General features: G+C 67.1%; 12 protein-coding genes. 4 read left to right on the top strand and 8 right to left on the bottom strand.

Translation table 11 applies throughout. The annotated features are described in order from the left end of the window. Window positions 1–18 precede the first annotated feature (18 nt). The 3 genes from RBB46_RS01075 to RBB46_RS01065 all read right to left on the bottom strand — a co-directional run bounded on the left by RBB46_RS01075 (window position 19) and on the right by RBB46_RS01065 (window position 3,121). Entirely contained in the window at window positions 19–798 is a 780-nt protein-coding gene (locus tag RBB46_RS01075) for a DUF937 domain-containing protein (RefSeq protein ID WP_306026985.1), read from the bottom strand. A gap of 81 nt (window positions 799–879) precedes the next feature. Further along, entirely contained in the window at window positions 880–2,253 is a 1,374-nt protein-coding gene (locus tag RBB46_RS01070) for a glutamate--cysteine ligase (protein WP_306026984.1), read from the bottom strand. 118 nt (window positions 2,254–2,371) lie between these two features. Then, on the bottom strand, window positions 2,372–3,121 hold the full coding sequence (locus tag RBB46_RS01065) for a 16S rRNA (uracil(1498)-N(3))-methyltransferase (protein ID WP_306026983.1): 750 nt from the start codon (window positions 3,119–3,121) through the stop codon (window positions 2,372–2,374). A gap of 108 nt (window positions 3,122–3,229) precedes the next feature. Here RBB46_RS01065 and xseA point away from each other — a divergent pair, with 108 nt between their 5' ends. Continuing rightward, on the top strand, window positions 3,230–4,675 hold the full coding sequence (gene xseA / locus RBB46_RS01060; RefSeq protein WP_306026982.1) for an exodeoxyribonuclease VII large subunit: 1,446 nt from the start codon (window positions 3,230–3,232) through the stop codon (window positions 4,673–4,675). Between the two features lie 76 nt (window positions 4,676–4,751). Here xseA and RBB46_RS01055 read toward each other — a convergent pair whose 3' ends face one another. The 5 genes from RBB46_RS01055 to RBB46_RS01035 all read right to left on the bottom strand — a co-directional run bounded on the left by RBB46_RS01055 (window position 4,752) and on the right by RBB46_RS01035 (window position 11,622). Continuing rightward, on the bottom strand, window positions 4,752–6,119 hold the full coding sequence (locus RBB46_RS01055) for a TRAP transporter large permease (RefSeq protein WP_306026981.1): 1,368 nt from the start codon (window positions 6,117–6,119) through the stop codon (window positions 4,752–4,754). Continuing rightward, a complete protein-coding gene (locus tag RBB46_RS01050) occupies window positions 6,116–6,763 on the bottom strand; it encodes a TRAP transporter small permease subunit (protein ID WP_306026980.1) in 648 nt (215 codons plus the stop codon). The genes RBB46_RS01055 and RBB46_RS01050 overlap by 4 nt, the downstream gene beginning before the upstream one ends. A gap of 258 nt (window positions 6,764–7,021) precedes the next feature. Beyond that, on the bottom strand, window positions 7,022–8,032 hold the full coding sequence (dctP, locus tag RBB46_RS01045; protein ID WP_306026979.1) for a TRAP transporter substrate-binding protein DctP: 1,011 nt from the start codon (window positions 8,030–8,032) through the stop codon (window positions 7,022–7,024). A gap of 249 nt (window positions 8,033–8,281) precedes the next feature. After that, window positions 8,282–9,706 (bottom strand): sigma-54 dependent transcriptional regulator, encoded by a 1,425-nt coding sequence (locus tag RBB46_RS01040; RefSeq protein ID WP_306026978.1) that lies wholly within the window; start codon window positions 9,704–9,706, stop codon window positions 8,282–8,284. Between the two features lie 50 nt (window positions 9,707–9,756). After that, window positions 9,757–11,622 carry an ATP-binding protein gene (locus RBB46_RS01035; RefSeq protein WP_306026977.1) on the bottom strand — a complete coding sequence of 622 codons (1,866 nt, stop codon included), beginning with the start codon at window positions 11,620–11,622 and terminating at the stop codon, window positions 9,757–9,759. Between the two features lie 56 nt (window positions 11,623–11,678). Between RBB46_RS01035 and RBB46_RS01030 the strand changes: the two genes are divergently transcribed. From RBB46_RS01030 to RBB46_RS01020, 3 genes are all read left to right on the top strand, one after another. Then, complete coding sequence (locus RBB46_RS01030) at window positions 11,679–12,833, top strand: acyl-CoA dehydrogenase family protein (protein ID WP_306026976.1); 1,155 nt, start codon at window positions 11,679–11,681, stop codon at window positions 12,831–12,833. A gap of 124 nt (window positions 12,834–12,957) precedes the next feature. Beyond that, entirely contained in the window at window positions 12,958–13,785 is an 828-nt protein-coding gene (locus RBB46_RS01025; protein WP_306026975.1) for a universal stress protein, read from the top strand. A 203-nt stretch (window positions 13,786–13,988) separates the two neighbouring features. After that, window positions 13,989–16,703 carry a bifunctional acetate--CoA ligase family protein/GNAT family N-acetyltransferase gene (locus tag RBB46_RS01020; protein WP_306026974.1) on the top strand — a complete coding sequence of 905 codons (2,715 nt, stop codon included), beginning with the start codon at window positions 13,989–13,991 and terminating at the stop codon, window positions 16,701–16,703. Window positions 16,704–16,714: the final 11 nt, after the last annotated feature.

Here is a 16,714-nt window from a genome sequence, read left to right as displayed (position 1 = left end):
GCAGCTCAGTCGGTCTTGTCAGTCTTTCTTCGCCGCCTGCTCGAACAGGGTCTCGAAGCTGCGGATCTGCCGCTCCTGGATATCGCGGCCGAGCGAGAGCCAGCTGTCGACAAGGGCCGATCCGGCATCCGCAGCGGTGTCGTCAGCGGGTTCATCGCCAAGTTCAAGGGCGGGCTCTGAAGCAGGCTCGGGCGAGACTTCCGGCGCGGGTTCCTCTTCTTCTCCCTGCTGCGCGGCAATGCCGGTGGCTGTGGCGGCCCCGACAAGGCCGAGATAGCCATCCCAGAAGGAGCGCATCGCCTCCGTATAGGGCGCCATCATCCGCATCGGATTGGGAACGGGTTTCGGCCGGCCGCGCGCGTAGCCGGCCAGGAACGCGTCGAGCAGCTCCCGTGCCGGGCCTACGGTGAACCCGCGAGCGGCCTGGCCGAGCGCCAGCGTGGCGACGACCGGCATCATCGTCTCGACGCCGGGGAGCTCGAGCCCGGTCTGCTCGGACACGTAGCGGGCAACGGATCGCTGGACCTCGGCCGGACCGAAGATCAGGGCCAGGGGCTCACCGACAAGGCTTTCCGGCCCGGGCATGGCGGTTGCCCGCCCCGGGCCCGGCAGAAAGGCGAGCAGCGCCTCGAAGGCGGACGGGGTGGCCGCGTAGCGGCGCATTCCGGCGAGGGCGGCAGGCATCAACGCCTCGGCAGCCCGCGCGACATCGGCATCGCCCCAGCCGAACTGACGCTGCATGGCTTCGCTGACGGAGGCCGGGTCGAAGGCGCCGAAGGTGGGGAATCGGTCGGTCATGCTGCGCCTCTCCGCTTGGAATGGCGCATCTTCCGACGTCCATGCGGGCGGGTCAAATGGCCCGTCCGCATGGACGGGTTTTCAATAGGCGTAGGCCTGGAACACTTTCGAGAGATCGCCGCCCCATTCACCGTGATAGCGGCGCAGCATGACATCGGCCGGCGTCATGCCGCTTGCCAGCGTCTCCTCGACCGCCGCCAGATGAACCCGCTCGTCCTGACCGCCATCGTTAAGACGGGCGCGGCGTTTCAGGCCCTCGCGGGACAGGGCGACCATGTCCTTGGCGAGATCGCGGACCGTGCGGTTGCGGAACGGCGTCTCCAGCCCGAGGCGCGGCACCTCGTCACGAAGCTGCACACGCTCCTCGGCGGTCCAGTCGCGGATCATCTCCTCCGCCTGGTCGAGCATGCCCTGGTCGTAGAGGAGCCCGACCCAGAGCGCGGGCAGCGCGCAGATCCGCCGCCACGGGCCGCCATCGGCGCCGCGCATTTCCAGATATTTCTTCAACCGGACATCTGGGAAAAGCGTCGACAAGTGGTTGTTCCAGTCGCCCAGAGTGGGGCGGGCGTCCGGGATCACGCCTTCGAGCGCGCCGTTCATGAAGGCTCGGAAGGTGGTGCCGGTGACGTCGTGATAGGTGGTGCCGCGCTTGACGAAATACATCGGCACGTCAATCGCCCACTCGACATAGGTTTCGAAGCCGAACCCGTCCTGGAAGGCGATCGGCAGCGGCCCCGAGCGATCGTTGTCCGTGTCCTTCCAGATCTCGGCGCGGAAGGACTTGAAGCCGTTGACCTTGCCGTCGGTGAAAGGCGAATTGGCGAAGATCGCGGTGGCGACCGGCTGCAGCGCCAGACCGACGCGCATCTTGGCCCGCATGTCGGCTTCCGAGGAGAAGTCGAGATTCACCTGGATGGTCGAGGTGCGGTACATCATGTCGAGGCCGAGCGAACCGACCTTGGGCATGTAGCGCGTCATGATCTGGTAACGCGACTTGGGCATCACCGGCACGTCCTCGCGGGCCCAGGTCGGCGTCATGCCGAGCCCAAGGAACCCGATGCCGAGCGGCTCGGCAACCTGGCGCACCTGGGCAAGATGACAGTTCGTCTCCCGGCAGGTCTGGTGCAGGTTCTCCAGAGGCGCGCCCGACAGCTCGAACTGTCCGCCCGGTTCGATGGAAATGGCTCCCCCGCCGACCGGATCGGCTAGCCCGATAATCAGGCCGTTGTCCTCGATGCGCTCCCAGCCGAGCAACCCCTCCATGCCCTTGAGAACCGCCTCGATGCCGCGCGGTCCCTCATAGGGAATGGGGGAATTGTCGGAGAGATTGAATCCGAATTTCTCGTGTTCGGTGCCAATGCGGAAATCGCTTTCCGGCTTGCACCCCGCCTCAAGTGTAGCGGCAAGTTCAGAAACCCCGGATACTGGGGTCGAATCAATGGTATCGCGGGCCATGAAGATGGGTTCCTTCGCGCTGTTGGCGCGCACCTTACTCAGGCGCCCGGATCAAAACAAACGCGTTTTTTTGTGATGACCTATCAATGTTCTGCGCTTGATCGCGGCAAAAAAGCGCCTATCGCCAGTCGCCGAGGACAGCCTGGAGAACGGCAAGCGCGGCGACGGCCGCGGTGTCGGCGCGAAGCACCCGTGGCCCCAGCGGCATCGGCGTGACGAAAGGACGGGCGCGCAGCAGGGTCCGTTCCTCTTCCGAGAAGCCCCCTTCCGGCCCGATCAGCACGGCGAGCGGCCCGCGCTCCAGCCCCTGAAGCGCATCGAGGGGGTTCTGGCTCGCCTCGCCCTCGTCGCAGAAGACGAGACGGCGCCCCGGCTCCGACGCCTCCCATCCCTGAAGCAGCACCTCCAGCGAGACCGGCTCGCGGATCTCCGGCACGGCGAGAACACCGCATTGCTCGCAGGCCTCGACCGCATTGGCACGCATGCGTTCCAGATTGACCCGCGCCGACTGGGTGTGACGGGTGACGACGGGTCGCAGCATGCCTGCCCCCATCTCCACCGCCTTCTGCGCCATGTAATCGAGGCGCGCATGTTTCAGCGGGGCGAAGAGATAGTGGAGATCGGGAAGCGGCGCCTGCGCGCGGGTGCGCTCGCCGACGACCAGGGACGCCTGCTTGCGTCCCTCCTGGCGGATCGCCGCGCGCCATTCTCCGTCCCGGCCGTTGAACAGAAGCACCTCGTCGCCGTCCTTGAGCCGCAGCACGTTGAGCAGGTAATTCGACTGCGCCCGGTCGAGTGGCAGTGCCGCGCCCGGCCCGAGATCCGGTTCGACGAAAAGACGCTGCATGCGGAATTCGTAGCGGGGCATCGGGGAGCCGGTCCTCAAAGCTTGCGTGGACTTGCGGGCGCGCGGTCTTGACGGCGGCGCCCGGGTACGGTCCCCTCGCGGGAACCAGACAGCGAATGGATACGAACCTTGTCCGACGACAGCAACATTACCGAATACTCGGTGTCAGAGATTTCCGGCGCGATCAAGCGCACGATGGAGGACACGTTCGGCTATGTGCGCGTGCGCGGCGAACTGGGCCGCATCTCGCGCCCGGCGTCCGGCCATATCTATCTGGACCTCAAGGACGCCCAGTCGGTGCTCTCGGGCGTCATCTGGCGCGGCCAGGCATCGCGGCTGAAGATCCAGCCCGAACAGGGACTGGAAGTGATCGCGACCGGAAAGGTCACCACCTTTCCGGGGCAGTCGAAATACCAGATGGTGATCGATTCGATCGAGCCGGCCGGCGTCGGCGCGTTGATGGCGCTGCTCGAGGAACGGCGCAAGAAGCTCGCCGCCGAGGGCCTGTTCGCCGAGGCGCGCAAGCGCCCACTACCCTATCTGCCGCGTGTCATCGGGGTTGTCACCTCGCCGACCGGCGCCGTCATTCGCGACATCCTGCACCGCATCTCCGACCGGTTTCCTCTGCATGTGCTGGTCTGGCCGGTCCGCGTGCAGGGAGAGACCTCGGCGCGAGAGGTGGCGAACGGCATCGAAGGCTTCAACCGCTTGCAGCCGGACGGCGCGATCCCGCGTCCCGACCTCATCATCGTGGCGCGCGGCGGCGGCTCCATCGAGGACCTGTGGGGCTTCAACGAGGAGGTTGTCGTGCGCGCCGCCGCCGCCTCGCAGATCCCGCTGGTCTCCGCGGTCGGCCACGAGACCGACTGGACCCTGATCGACCATGCCGCCGACCTGCGCGCGCCGACACCGACGGGTGCGGCCGAGATTGCCGTGCCGGTGCGCGGCGAACTGATCGCCTCGCTCGACGACCTTGCCCGGCGCACCATTTCCGGACTGCTTCGGCTGATCGCCGGGCGGCGCACCGAACTCCGGGCAGCGTCGGCGGCCCTGCCCTCGCCGCGCGACCTGCTGGCGCTGCCCAGGCAACGGCTGGATACCTACGGCGAACGGCTCGCACCGGCCCTGCGCGCCGGGCTTCGCGACAAGCGCGGGCGCTGCGATGCCGCCTCCGCGCGCCTGTCCCCCCATGCCCTGTCGCGCGGCGTCTCGCTGGGGCGCGAGCGGCTCGCCGGTCTCGAGGCGCGGGCACAGCGGGCGCATTTGCAGCGGCTCGCGACGGAGCGGGCAAGACTGTCCTCAACGGTGAAACTGCTTGAGAGCCTGTCCTACAAGAACGTGCTGGGGCGCGGCTACGCGCTGGTGCGCGGCGGCGACGGCGAGCCGTTGCGCTCGGCCACGGGCGTTTCCGCCGGCGCGGCGCTTTCGATCGAGTTCGGCGACGAGACACGGCTTGCCGCCATTGCGGGCGGGGATGGTGCCGCCGCCCCTTCCACGCCGCCGGCCGCCGGGCGTCCCAGAAAGACCGGCAAGACCGCAAAGGCCGAGAGCAAGGGACAGGGCTCGTTGTTCTGACCGCGCGCTTTGGACGGCACCAACGAAAAGGGGCGCCCGGTGGGCGCCCCTTCGATGTTTGGACTGTTGCCCGCCCTTACATGATCGACGGCAGGAAGGTGACGATCGCCGGGAAGGCGACCAGCCCGCCGATGGTCAGGATGTCGGCAACGAAGAAGGGCGTGCAGCCCCGGAAGACTTCCTGCACCGGAATGTCGTCGCGCACGCCGGCGACGACGAAGCAGTTCAGCCCGATCGGCGGTGTGATCAGGCAGAGCTCGGCCATCTTCACCACCAGGATGCCGAACCAGATCGCGCACATTTCGCCGGACATGCCGAAGGTGCTGTCCGCCGCGGCGACGCTTTCCCCGCCATTCAGCGCCATCACCGCCGGATAGACCACGGGCAAGGTCAGGATCAGCATGCCGATGGCGTCCATGAACATGCCGAGCAGCGCATAGACGCACAGGATCATGATCAGGATCAGCCAGGGTGAGAAATGCAGCGATACGATGAACTGCTCGAACGCTTCGGGAAGGCCGGCAAAGCCGAGGAAGCGAACATAGACGAGCACGCCCCAGATGAGCGTGAAGATCATCACCGTGAGCTTGGCCGTCTCGTGCAGGGCCTGCCACAACTGCTTGCCGCGCATGCCGTTGACGAAGGCCGAGACGAGCACGACGAAGGCACCCAGGGCACCGGCTTCCGTCGGCGTGGCATAACCGTAGTAGAGCGAGCCGAAGATGATCACCACGACGGCGATGATCGGCAGCGTTCCGGGAACCGAGACCAAGCGCTGCTTCCAGGTGAAGCCACCGACAGCCGGGGCATCGCCCTTCCACATCGCCATGCCGATGATGATGAGAATGTAGATCAGGGCCGAGAAGATGCCCGGCAGGAAACCGGCAAGCAGCAGCTTGGCCACCGACTGCTCGACCAGGATCGCGTAGATGACGAGGATGGCCGAGGGCGGGATCAGCGAGGCAAGCGTGCCGCCGGCGGCAACGACGGCCGCCGACAGCCGCTTGGAATAGCCGACTGCAAGCATTTCCGGGATCGCCACACGTGCGAAGACGGCAGCGGTTGCGACCGACGCGCCGGAGACGGCGGCAAAGCCGGCGGTGGCGAAGACCGTGCCGACCGCCATGCCGCCCGGCAGCCAGCCGAGCCAGCGCTTGGCCGCCTCGAAGAGTTGGCGGGTGAAGCCGGCATAGAAGGCCAGAAAGCCGATCAGGATGAAGGTCGGCAGCACCGACAGCGAATAGGTTACCGACTTGGAGTGCGGGATGGTGCCGGCCATCTTCAGCGCGGTTACGACGCCGCGCTCGAAACCCATCCGCATGCTGAAGATGGCGATCAGGCCGAGCGTGCCCACGAGCGCTGCAGCGAAGGCGACGCGCATGCCGAGTACAACCAGAACCAGGAGCAAGCCGGTCATGATGAGACCGATATCGAACGGGGTCATCGGTGCGTTCCTTCCTTGCCGGAGGCCTCGTCCGCATCGTCGCCGAGCGCTTCCTCGATCTCGTGTTTGGCAACCGATTCGACATCGCTGATCACCGGAACGGCGATCGGCTCGGCCGACGGGTCGCGCACCAGCCGCCAGTATCCGTAAAGCTGTAGCGTCAGGCGCAGCAGCAGCAGCGACAGCGCGACGGGAATGACCAGTTTCGACGGCCAGGTGGGCAGGCCGATGTCGATGGTGCTGTCGCCGAACGACCAGGAGCGCTCGAAATGGAACCACGAGCCGTAGATGAGGGCGGCGACGACGATCCAGATACCGATGATGCCGATCATCTCGGCGATCCACATGGCGCGGCCGGAAAGCTTGCCGAGAAACAGCTCCATGCGGATGTGACCGCCGACGCGCTGGCAATAGGCGATGCCCATGAAGGCGAACACGGCCATGGCCTGTTCGGTGATGTCGATGAAGCCGGGAACGGGCCAGTTGAAGGCGTTGCGACCGACGATCTGGACGACGGCCAGCATCATCAGCAACAGGATGCTGGCGGCGGCGACGAGATTGAAAGCGTTTTCCAGACCGCGCAGCCATCCGTCGAAGCGGATATAGGTGCCCGGCCGGCCGCTTGGTGCGGATGGCGATGTCATGGCTAACTCCGGCCGTGCGGCCGCTCGTCAGGCTGGTGCCGAGACGCACCCGCAAACAGCGGTGCGCACGCGGCTCCCCTGCCCGGAAACCGGCATCGCAGGCAGGGCCTGAGGCACTGGTCCCGTTGCGGGCGGTGAAACGGCTTCAAGGGTCTGGGCGGAACTCAGGTCACACGCGGCGCCGGTCGCAAGGCCGGGGCAACCCGTGCGGCGGGCCGCCCGCGGTTCGTGCGGACGGCCCGTTGCATCGGCGTGCGATCAGTTGAGCTTGGACAGGGCCAGGTCGAGAAGCTCCTGACCGGGAATGCCCTGGGCATTCATCTTCTGGACCCAGGCGTCCCAGAGCGGCTTGCCGGCCTTCGCCTTGAAGGCGTCAAGCTCTTCCTTGGTGAACTCGACCTTCTGGATCTTCATCTCGTCCAGGGTCGGGTACCACTTCTCGTAGACCTTGTCGTAGGTGGCAAGGTAGTGATCCAGCGAGGCGTCGACGGAGCTGTCGAGGGCTTCGCGGAAATTGTCCGGCAGGGCGTCATAGGCGGCCGCGCTGACGACGACCGGGCAGCTGACCGTGCCGGGGTTCATGTTGGTGGTCCACCAGTTGCCGGCCTCCACCGTCTTGAACGACAGATGGGCATGGGGCGCGAAGGATGCCGCGCGCACCGTGCCGGAGTCGATCGCCTGGAACGTCTCCGATGCGGTCACCGTGGTGGGAACCGCGCCGATGGTCTGCATGGCCTGGCCAATGCCGCCAAGCGCACGCACGCGCATGCCCTCGAAGTCCGACACCTTGGTGGGGACCTCGCCCTTGCCGACAAAATTGTACTGCGGCATCGGCGAGGACATCAGCAGCTTGGCATCCCAGCGCATCAGGTCCTTTACCACTGCCGGATGCGAGTAGATCGCCTTGTCGAGCTCGATCTGCGTGGGCAGGTCCGGCACGCCGAGGAACGGCAGCTCGATGACGGTCAGGGTCGGGTTCTTGTCCTCGTGATAGGACGCGCAGATCTGCGCCATCTCGAAGGCGCCGATGGAGATGCCGTCGAGGTTCTCACGCGACTTGGACAGGGCCTCGCCATAGGCAATGTTGAGGGTGAACTCGCCATTGGTCTTCTCGCTGACCAGCTCGGCAAGCTTCTCAATGTGCTCGGTGAAGGCACGGCGCTTGCCCCACACGGAGACGTTCCACTCAAGCGCCATGGTCTCGCTGGCAAAGCCAAAACCGAGAATAGTGGCCGTGCCCAGCACGACCAGCTTGCGGGAAATGTTCATATCAGTCCTCCCAAGGATAATTTCCGGCCCGGCGGGTTGGCCCCGTCGCGGCCTGTCTTGCCATTCTCGCCAGCCCTCCCAGGCAGGCGATTGCAATTCCATCAGCAATCACCATGCCAGTTGGCTGCCGGCATGCGCAACCCGCGCCAATCCTCAACGAAAGATTAACGCTCGACCGGAACCGCTGTCCGCCCCCGGCAAGATCCTGCCGATAGTCCCCGTGCAATCGGCAAGATCTTGCCGATACGCTCACGCATCCATTGAAGGGTCGACGTCGCCGCGGGTGAGGCCAAGGCGCGTCATCTTCTCGTTGAGCGTGCGCCGCGGCAGGTCCAGCTCGGCCAGAACCGCGGCGACGCTGCCGCCGTGGCGGCGCAACGCATCCGCGATGACCCGCCGCTCATAGCCCTCCATCAGGTCGCGCAGGCGCCCATGCCGGCGCATGTCCTCCATGTCCCGCGCACCGCCCGCCAATGTCCGCAAGGCGGGAGCGCCCATCGGCGTGTTGAGGACGTAGCGTTCCGCCGCGTTGCGCAACTCGCGCACATTGCCCGGCCAGTCATGGGCCAGCAGGAAGGCGGCATCGTCCGCCGCAAGCGGCGCCGGCTCGATCCCGTAGTCGGAGGCAAAGCGATTGACGAAACTGTCGAACAGGAGGCGCGCGTCGCCGCCGCGTTCGCGCAGGGGCGGAATACGGATCTCGACGGCGTTGAGCCGGTAGAGCAGGTCCTGCCGCAGCAGGTTCTGCGAGACCGCTCGATGGGGGTCCATGTTGGCGGCGCTGACAACCCGGATATCGACGCGTGTCGTGCCACGCCCGCCGATCCTGTCGACCTCCCGTTCCTGCAGGACGCGCAGCAGCTTGGGCTGCAACGCCAGCGGCATCGCCGATATCTCGTCGAGAAAGAGCACGCCCGCCTCGGCCTGCTCGATGCGGCCGGCACGTGCCTGGCCCGCGCCCGTGAAGGCGCCGGCCTCGTGGCCGAAAAGCTCCGCCTCGACCATGGTCTCCGGCAATGCGGCGCAGTTCAGGGCGACGAAGGGGCCGCCGGCGCGGGCCGACAGGTCGTGCAGCGCGCGCGCCACGACTTCCTTGCCGGTTCCCGTTTCACCGACGATCATCACCGAGGCATCGGTCGCCGCGAAATGGGAGATCTGCTCGCGCAGCGCGCGCATCTGTGCGGATTCCCCGATCAACCGTGCCGCAAGGCCGTTCAGATCCTGGAGTCGGCGGGTCAGGGCGCGGTTTTCCAGCACCAGGCGGCGGCGCTCGACCGCCCGGCGGACAACGGCAGCCAGAAGGTCGGGATCAAACGGCTTCTCGATGAAGTCGGCAGCTCCCTGGCGCATGGCCTCGACCGCCATCGGTACGTCGCCATGGCCGGTCATCAGCACCACCGGCAACTCGCTGTCGATCTCCTTCACCCGGCGCAGGAGATCGACGCCGCTGGCACCGGGCAGCAGCACGTCGGACACGATGCATCCGGGAAAGGCGGCATCGATCCGCCCGAGCGCGGCTTCCGCATCGACAGCCTCGACCGGTTCGAACCCGGCGAGCCGCATCCACTGGCGCAGGCCGGCGCGCATCGACGGATCGTCGTCGACGACCAGCACCGGCGTCCGGTCGGCCGCGACCGATGCTGCCCCCGATGTCGTGTCAGTGTCCCTGCTCATTGATCCCAGCCCCGTGACGCGGATCGGCCGCCTGTTTCAATCCCCGACGCTCATTGCCGCGCAAGCGGCAATGACAGGACGAAGCAGGCCCCGCCCGACCGGCCCCCGCGCACGCTCAGGCCGCCGCCGAGGTCTTCGACGATCCTTGCGGAAATCGCAAGCCCCAGTCCGAGACCGGCTGCCGCGGGCTTGGTCGTGAAGAAGGGCTCGAAGATCCGCTCGCGCAGCTCCTCGGGAATGCCGGCCCCATTGTCGGCAACCTCGATCATGGCGCTCCCTCCCTCGCTCCAGGCACGTGCCTCGACACGCGGCTCGGCTTCACCCTGGCAGGCATCGATGGCATTGCGGATCAGGTTGACCAGAACCTGCTCGACCCTGAGTGGCGCGGTGGTCGCCAGAAGGTCGGCGGAGGTCAGGTGCAGGTGCAGCGCCACGCCGGTCTCCTCGACACGCGGGCGCACCAGCTTGGCACTCGTCTTGAGGCAGTCCCGCAGGTCGACCGTCTCGATGCGCGATTCTCCCGGCCGGGCGAAGCGCTTGAGTTCCTGCGTCAGGCTCGCCATGCGCAGGCGCAGGGCGTCGATCTCGTCCAGGTTTTCGAGCACTTCCGCCGCCTCGCCGCGCTGATGATAGAGCCGCGCCCCGGAAACGAACATGCCAAGCGCGGCCAAAGGCTGGTTGAGCTCATGCGCCACCGCCGCCGACATCTGGCCGACCGCCGCAAGCCGGCTTGCCCGCGCCAGATCCGCCTGGGTCTCGCGCAATTCGCGCTCCACGCGGCGGCGTTCGTCGACCTCGTCGACAAGCCGCCGGTTGAGATCACGCAGGCTCGCCGCGTCCTGGCGCAGACCGGCCGTCACCCGGCCAAGCCGCCGGCTGCGCAGGAAGAGCAGCGCGACCGCATAGACCAGGATCAGCGCGAAGGCGGCCGCCCACACCGTCCGGCGCGGGGCACGCACTTCCGCAAGAGGCGTGAAGTAGTGGATCGACCAGTCGAGCAGGCCGACCCTCAGCCGGGCCTGCCGATAGGCCGTTCCGCCGATCTCGAGATCGGTTGCATGCGCCGGTCCCTCCTGAAGGCTTTGCAGCCGTTCGCCGCCATACTGGCGGTCGGAGCGGATGGCGGCGACGACCATGTCATCGAGCGGCGCGATCGAGGCATAGCGCCAGTCGTCGCGGGTGCCGAGGAAGACAACGCCGTGGACGTCGGTGACGATCACCGTCTCGCCTCCCTCGAGCCAGTTGCGCTCGAGCCTGTCCATGTCGACCTTGACCACCACCACGCCGCGCGGCCGCACACCGGAGGGCGTGGAACGCGCGAAGAAGAAGCCGGGCTCGCCGGTCGTCGCGCCGACGGCGAAGAAACGCCCCTCCTCGCCGTCGAGCGCCGCCTGGAAATAGGGCCGGAAGGCATAGTTGCGGCCCATGAACGAATTGGCCGTATCGAAATTGCTGGCGGCAACCGTCAGGCCGTTCCGGTCCATGACGTAAAGGGCGTCCGCCCCCGTGGTCGCGGCAAGGTCCTTGAGGAAGCGATTGGCCGCGTCCGTCTGCGCCGGATCGGATAGCACCCCGACCGCACGCGGATCGCGGGCAACGATGTAGGGCAGGTAGCGGTATTTCTCCAGCTCCCTCAGGATTGTCTCCCGGTAGAGCGTCAACCGCTCGCGGGCACCCGCGTCGCTGCGTTCGCGCGAGCGTTCCTCCGCCCAGTCCGCGGCAAGGACGGCGGCGGCGAGCACCGCCAGCGGCGGCAACACAAGCACCAGCCTGCGCAAGACCCGCCGCGACAGGCGCAGGCCCAGGACCGGCCATGACGCATCCGGCCGGGCGGCGCTCGCACCGGTTGCATCCACCACCGTCCCCTCGGGCGTGGACACGGCCGGAGCCTGCCCGTATGAATTTGCTGTTGTCATGATCAATCGTAGCGGCCGTGGCCCCCGGTTGCCACCATTGCCCTGAAAGGACGCAGATGCAGTTTTCATTGAGCGAGGAAGAGTATCTCATCCAGGATACGGCGCGAAAGCTCGCCGAGGACAGGATCGCGCCACTGGCCGACGAACTGGACAAGGGTGAGGGCCGGGAAGCCTTTCTCGCCAACCTGAAGCTGCTTGCGGAAAACGGCTTCATGGGCCTCAACGTGTCGCCGGACCACGGCGGAACGGGCGCCGGCACGGTCGCCTTCGCGCTTGCCGTGGAGGAGCTCGGACGTGCCTGCGCCTCGACCGGGGTGACTGTGTCGGTCTCCAACATGGTCGCGGAAGTCATCCAGGCCGTGGGAACCGATGAGCAGCGGGCCACCTACCTGCCGAAGCTGACGGACGGCACCTATTCCGCCGGCGCCTTTTGCCTCACGGAGGCCGGCGCCGGTTCGGACCCGTCCTCGATGCGCACGCAGGCCGTGCGCGAGGGGGACGACTACGTCCTCAACGGCGCCAAGCTCTACATCACCTCGGCAGAGTATGCCGGCGTCTTCGTCGTCTGGGCCGTCACGGACAAGAGCGCGCCGAAAGGCAAGGGCATCACCTGTTTCCTGGTCGAGGCGGGCACGCCCGGTCTCGTCATCGGCAAGGCCGAGAAGAAGATGGGCCAGACGGGCTCGGCGACCAACGAAGTGCTGTTCCAGGATTGCCGCGTGCCGGAAAGCGCCATCCTGGGGCGCCCGAACGACGGGTTCAGGATCGCCGTCGGCGAACTTGCCGGCGGGCGGATCGGCATCGCCTCGCTGTCGCTTGGCATCGCCCGCGCCGCGATGGAGCGGGCCAAGGCCTATGTGAAGGAACGCCGACAGTTCGACAAGACGATCGCCGAGATGCAGGGCGTGCAATGGATGATCGCCGACCGCGAGACGGAACTCGAGGCGGCAAAGCTCCTGATCCTGCAGGCGGCCGCACTCAAGGATGCCGGCAAGCCCTTCGCCCGGGAAGCGTCGATGGCCAAGCTGTTCGCCTCGGAGGCGGCGCAGAAGGCGACCTACACCGCGCTGCAGCTGCATGGCGGCGCCGGCTACATCCAGGACTATCCGCTGGAACGCCTGGCCCGCGACGCGCGGATCACGACGATCTACGAAGGTACCTCGGAGATCCAGCGCCTGGTGATCGCCCGCGAAGCGCTCAAGTCCGTCTAGCAGGCGATTGCTTTCGGATTGATCCCGGTCAAAGATCGGCCTTCGTCTTCGTCCTAGATATAGGCAACTTTCATGGAGGCTGCGGCATCGCGCCGAAGCCTCCGTTCAAGGAGGGACGTATCTCATGGCGATCAAGGACATCCTCACGCTGGTCGATCTCGCCGGCAAGCAGCAGGCGGCACAGGTGGCCCTGCAACTGGCCAGCCGCACCGGGGCACATGCGACGGGCCTGACCGTCGCCTTCGAGCCGGTCGTCCCCGGCTTCATCGCCGGCCCGATGCCGGCGGATTATGTCGCCATCGCCCGCGACCAGGCCTTGCGGGCCGCGCATACGGCCGGCGAGGCCTTCTCCGAACTGGCGCGCAAGGCCGGCGTCCCCTCCGAGACACGCACTGCCGAGGTGATTACCGGCGGCTCGGCGGAAGCGGTGCTGGCCCATTGCCGGCTGACCGATCTTGTCGTCGTCGGCCAGGACAATCCGGACGAACCGGAACCCATGCGCGAGATGCTCATCGAGACGGTGCTGTTCGAAGCGGGAGTACCGGTTCTGGTGGTGCCCTATATCGGCGGCGGCCTGCCGATGAACAATGTGATGGTCGCCTGGGACGGCAGCCCGACGGCAAGCCGGGCCGTGCATGCCGCGATGCCGATGCTGCAGATGGCGAAGAAGGTCACCGTGATGATCGTCGAGACCGGACGTCGCCACGAGGGGGAACCGGGCGCCGACATCGCCACATATCTGGCCCGGCACGGCCTGTCGGTCACGATCGACGTGGTCCCGCGCCCGCATTCAGGCGTCGCCGACGCGATCCTGAACTATGTCTCGGACCATGCCGTCGACATGATCGCGATGGGTGGCTACGGCCATTCGCGCATGCGCGAGTTCCTGTTCGGCGGAGCGACCCGCGACATTCTCGCCTCGATGACCGTTCCCGTGCTGATGGCACACTGAACCGGACAAGACCGCGTTTCCCCTCACGCAAGGCCGCTTCCGGCGGCCGGCGTGGCGGGAGGGCGCCGCCATTCGGGGGGATGGCGGCGCCTTTCAGTTGCTCCCTCCGGCCGCCGCATTAGGGTCAGGAGAACCACCCCCGGCACGGCGCGGGGATTTCGACGTCCCTGGCACGCATCGCGCGCCTTGCAGGAGACGGGCCCATGACGATCCGCAATCTCGACGCCCTGTTTCGGCCGCGGTCAATCGTCGTTGCCGGCCCCAATCGCCTTGGCGCGGGGGCATTGGAACTGTTGCTGCGACGGATCGCCGAGGGCGGTTTTTCCGGCACGAAGACCGTGGTTGGATGCGGCAAGGACCTGCCGGAAGGCTTTCGCCCGAAACGGCGCATTGCGGACATGCAGGAAGGGGCGGAGCTTGCCATCCTGCTCGGCGCGCCGAACGAGGCCGCAGCCACCGTCAAGGCGCTCGCGGCATCGGGAACGCGCGCGGCCGTCGCCCTTTCGCCGCATTACGACCGATGGCGCGATGCCGATATCACGGCGGCGCTGCAGGCCGGACGGCCGGCGACGATGCGTCTCCTGGGACCTGGCAGCCTTGGCCTCGCCTCTCCTGTCGCAAAGCTCTCCGCACATCTTGGTGCCTGCGACGCGCGCCCAGGCGACCTGGCCTTCATCGCCCGCTCCGGCACGGTGGCAAACGCCACCCTTTCCTGGGCGGCGGCGAACGGAGTGGGCTTTTCAGGCGTCGCATCGCTCGGGCAGCGCGCCGATATCGACGTCTCGGACCTGCTCGACTGGTTCGCGCTCGACTATCGCACGCGCGCCATCCTGGTTCATCTGGAGACCATCGCCAATCCGCGCAAGTTCCTGTCGGCGGCGCGCGCCGCCGCCCGTTCCAAACCGGTGGTGGTGCTGCGGTCCGGCGCCAGCCGGGAAGTAAGCGGCGAACGCGTCACCCATGCAGGGCGGATCGCGGTGGCCGATGCGGTCTACGACGCTGCCCTTGCACGCGCCGGCGTTCTTCGGGTCGAGGATATCGACGAGATGTTCGAGGCGGTGGAGACGATCAGCCGGGTGAAGCCGGTCAGCGGACGACGGCTAGCCATCGTCGCAACGGGAGGCAGCCTTGCGACGCTGGCCGCCGACCAGCTGCAGCGGCAGGGCGGGGTCCTGGCCGAACCTCACCCCGACACGGCTGGCGCACTCGCGGCCAGCCAGCGCCCCGGACATCCCACATCGAACCCCCTGTGCCTGTGCGAGACCGCCGGCGCGGAGGCGTATGCGCAAGCCGCCGGCGCATTGCTGGCGGACCGCAATGTCGATGCGGTGCTCGCGGTCGTCGCCCCGTCCGCCTTCACATCGCTGGAAGACACCGCCAACGCGCTGGCGCAGGTCGGCTCCACCGGAGGATCGGCGTATGGGCGACGAAAACCGCTGCTGGTGGCCCTGACAGCCGGCGCACCGCTGCCGCGCAAATCGCTCGACCAGGCGCGCATCCCCTGCCATGGCAGCGCGTCGGAGGCGGTGCGCGCCTTCATGCATCTGGTGCGCTATGCCGATGGTCGCGACATGCTGATGGCCGCACCGCCCAGCCTGCCGGCTGACTTCCAGCCCGACCCGGAAACGGCCCGCGACGTGGTGCGCATGGCTCTTTCGCGCGGGCAGCAATGGCTTACCCCGCCGGAAATCCACAGGATGCTGGCAGCCTACGGCATCTCGCAGGTGGAGACCCGACTGGCGCGAAATCCGCAAGAGGCGGCGTCCATTGCCGCGGACCTGATACGAGCCGGCGACAGGGTCGCGGCAAAGCTCGTATCCCCGCAACTGCCCTTCAAGTCGGACGTTGGCGGCGTCCTGCTCGACCTCGACACGCCGGAGGCGGTGGAGAACGCTGCAAGGGACTTGCTCGCCCGCATCGCCGAAACCCATCCCGGCGCCGAGATCACCGGCATCACGCTGCAGCCGATGCTGCACCACGCCCATTCGAGCGAGCTGTTCATCGGCCTCGCCGACGACCCGACGTTCGGCCCGGTCCTGCTCTTCGGCCATGGCGGCACCGGCGTCGAGGTGATGGGAGACATCGCAATCGGACTGCCGCCCCTCGATCTCAACCTTGCAGAGGCAATAGTGCGCGGGACCCGCGTCAGCCACCTGCTCGAAGGTTTCCGGAACCGCCCGGCGGCGGACATGCACGCCATCGCCCTGACGCTGGTCAAGGTGGCCCAGATCGCTGTCGACATTCCCGAAATCCGCGAGCTCGACCTCAACCCGCTGATTGCCGACAGAAGTGGTGTGACGGTGCTCGATGCCCGCATCGCCATCTGCGAGGCGCGCGTGCATCCCGGCCGCAGCCCGACGTCACGGCTGGCGATCGCTCCCTATCCCAAGGAGTGGGAACGGGACCTGGCGCTGAAGGACGGCACGCGCGTCGACATTCACCCGGTCCGGCCGGAGGACGAGGAGCGTTATCGTCGTTTCTTCGAGAAAGTGTCCCCGGAGGACCTGCGCCTGCGCTTCTTCGCGCCGGTCAAGGAATTCAACCACGCCTTCATGGCGCGTCTCGTGCAACTCGACTATTCGCGCGCCATGGCCTTCGCCGCGTCCGACCCGGAGACCGGCGACATTCTCGGCGTGGTGCGACTGCATGCCGACCCCGATCATCGCACCGGCGAATACGCGATCCTGGTTCAGTCCTCGCTGAAGGGACAGGGGCTCGGTTGGGCCTTGATGCAGATGATCATCGACTATGCCGCTGCCGACGGCATCGAGACGATCAAGGGCGAGGTGCTGAAGGAGAACACCACCATGCTCGCCATGTGCACGGCGCTCGGTTTTTCCGTCCGCTCCTCGCCTGACGACGATGCCATCGCCGAGGTGACGCTGCCGGTGTCCCCGGCCGGACGGCCTGCCGATTGAGACGGCACCTC

This window comes from Stappia sp. MMSF_3263 (genome assembly GCF_030733745.1).
Lineage (GTDB): Bacteria > Pseudomonadota > Alphaproteobacteria > Rhizobiales > Stappiaceae > Stappia.
Note: the sequence above shows the minus strand (reverse complement) of the source record. Positions and strands in the feature narration are given on the sequence as shown.

Excerpts from the sequence above, each read along its gene's own strand:
- RBB46_RS01075 (WP_306026985.1), bottom strand. The coding sequence starts at position 798 with ATGACCGACCGATTCCCCACCTTCGGCGCCTTCGACCCGGCCTCCGTC.
- RBB46_RS01070 (WP_306026984.1), bottom strand. The coding sequence starts at position 2,253 with ATGGCCCGCGATACCATTGATTCGACCCCAGTATCCGGGGTTTCTGAA.
- RBB46_RS01065 (WP_306026983.1), bottom strand. The coding sequence starts at position 3,121 with ATGCCCCGCTACGAATTCCGCATGCAGCGTCTTTTCGTCGAACCGGAT.
- RBB46_RS01055 (WP_306026981.1), bottom strand. The coding sequence starts at position 6,119 with ATGACCCCGTTCGATATCGGTCTCATCATGACCGGCTTGCTCCTGGTT.
- RBB46_RS01050 (WP_306026980.1), bottom strand. The coding sequence starts at position 6,763 with ATGACATCGCCATCCGCACCAAGCGGCCGGCCGGGCACCTATATCCGC.
- dctP (WP_306026979.1), bottom strand. The coding sequence starts at position 8,032 with ATGAACATTTCCCGCAAGCTGGTCGTGCTGGGCACGGCCACTATTCTC.
- RBB46_RS01040 (WP_306026978.1), bottom strand. The coding sequence starts at position 9,706 with ATGAGCAGGGACACTGACACGACATCGGGGGCAGCATCGGTCGCGGCC.
- RBB46_RS01035 (WP_306026977.1), bottom strand. The coding sequence starts at position 11,622 with ATGACAACAGCAAATTCATACGGGCAGGCTCCGGCCGTGTCCACGCCC.
- RBB46_RS01030 (WP_306026976.1), top strand. The coding sequence starts at position 11,679 with ATGCAGTTTTCATTGAGCGAGGAAGAGTATCTCATCCAGGATACGGCG.
- RBB46_RS01025 (WP_306026975.1), top strand. The coding sequence starts at position 12,958 with ATGGCGATCAAGGACATCCTCACGCTGGTCGATCTCGCCGGCAAGCAG.
- RBB46_RS01020 (WP_306026974.1), top strand. The coding sequence starts at position 13,989 with ATGACGATCCGCAATCTCGACGCCCTGTTTCGGCCGCGGTCAATCGTC.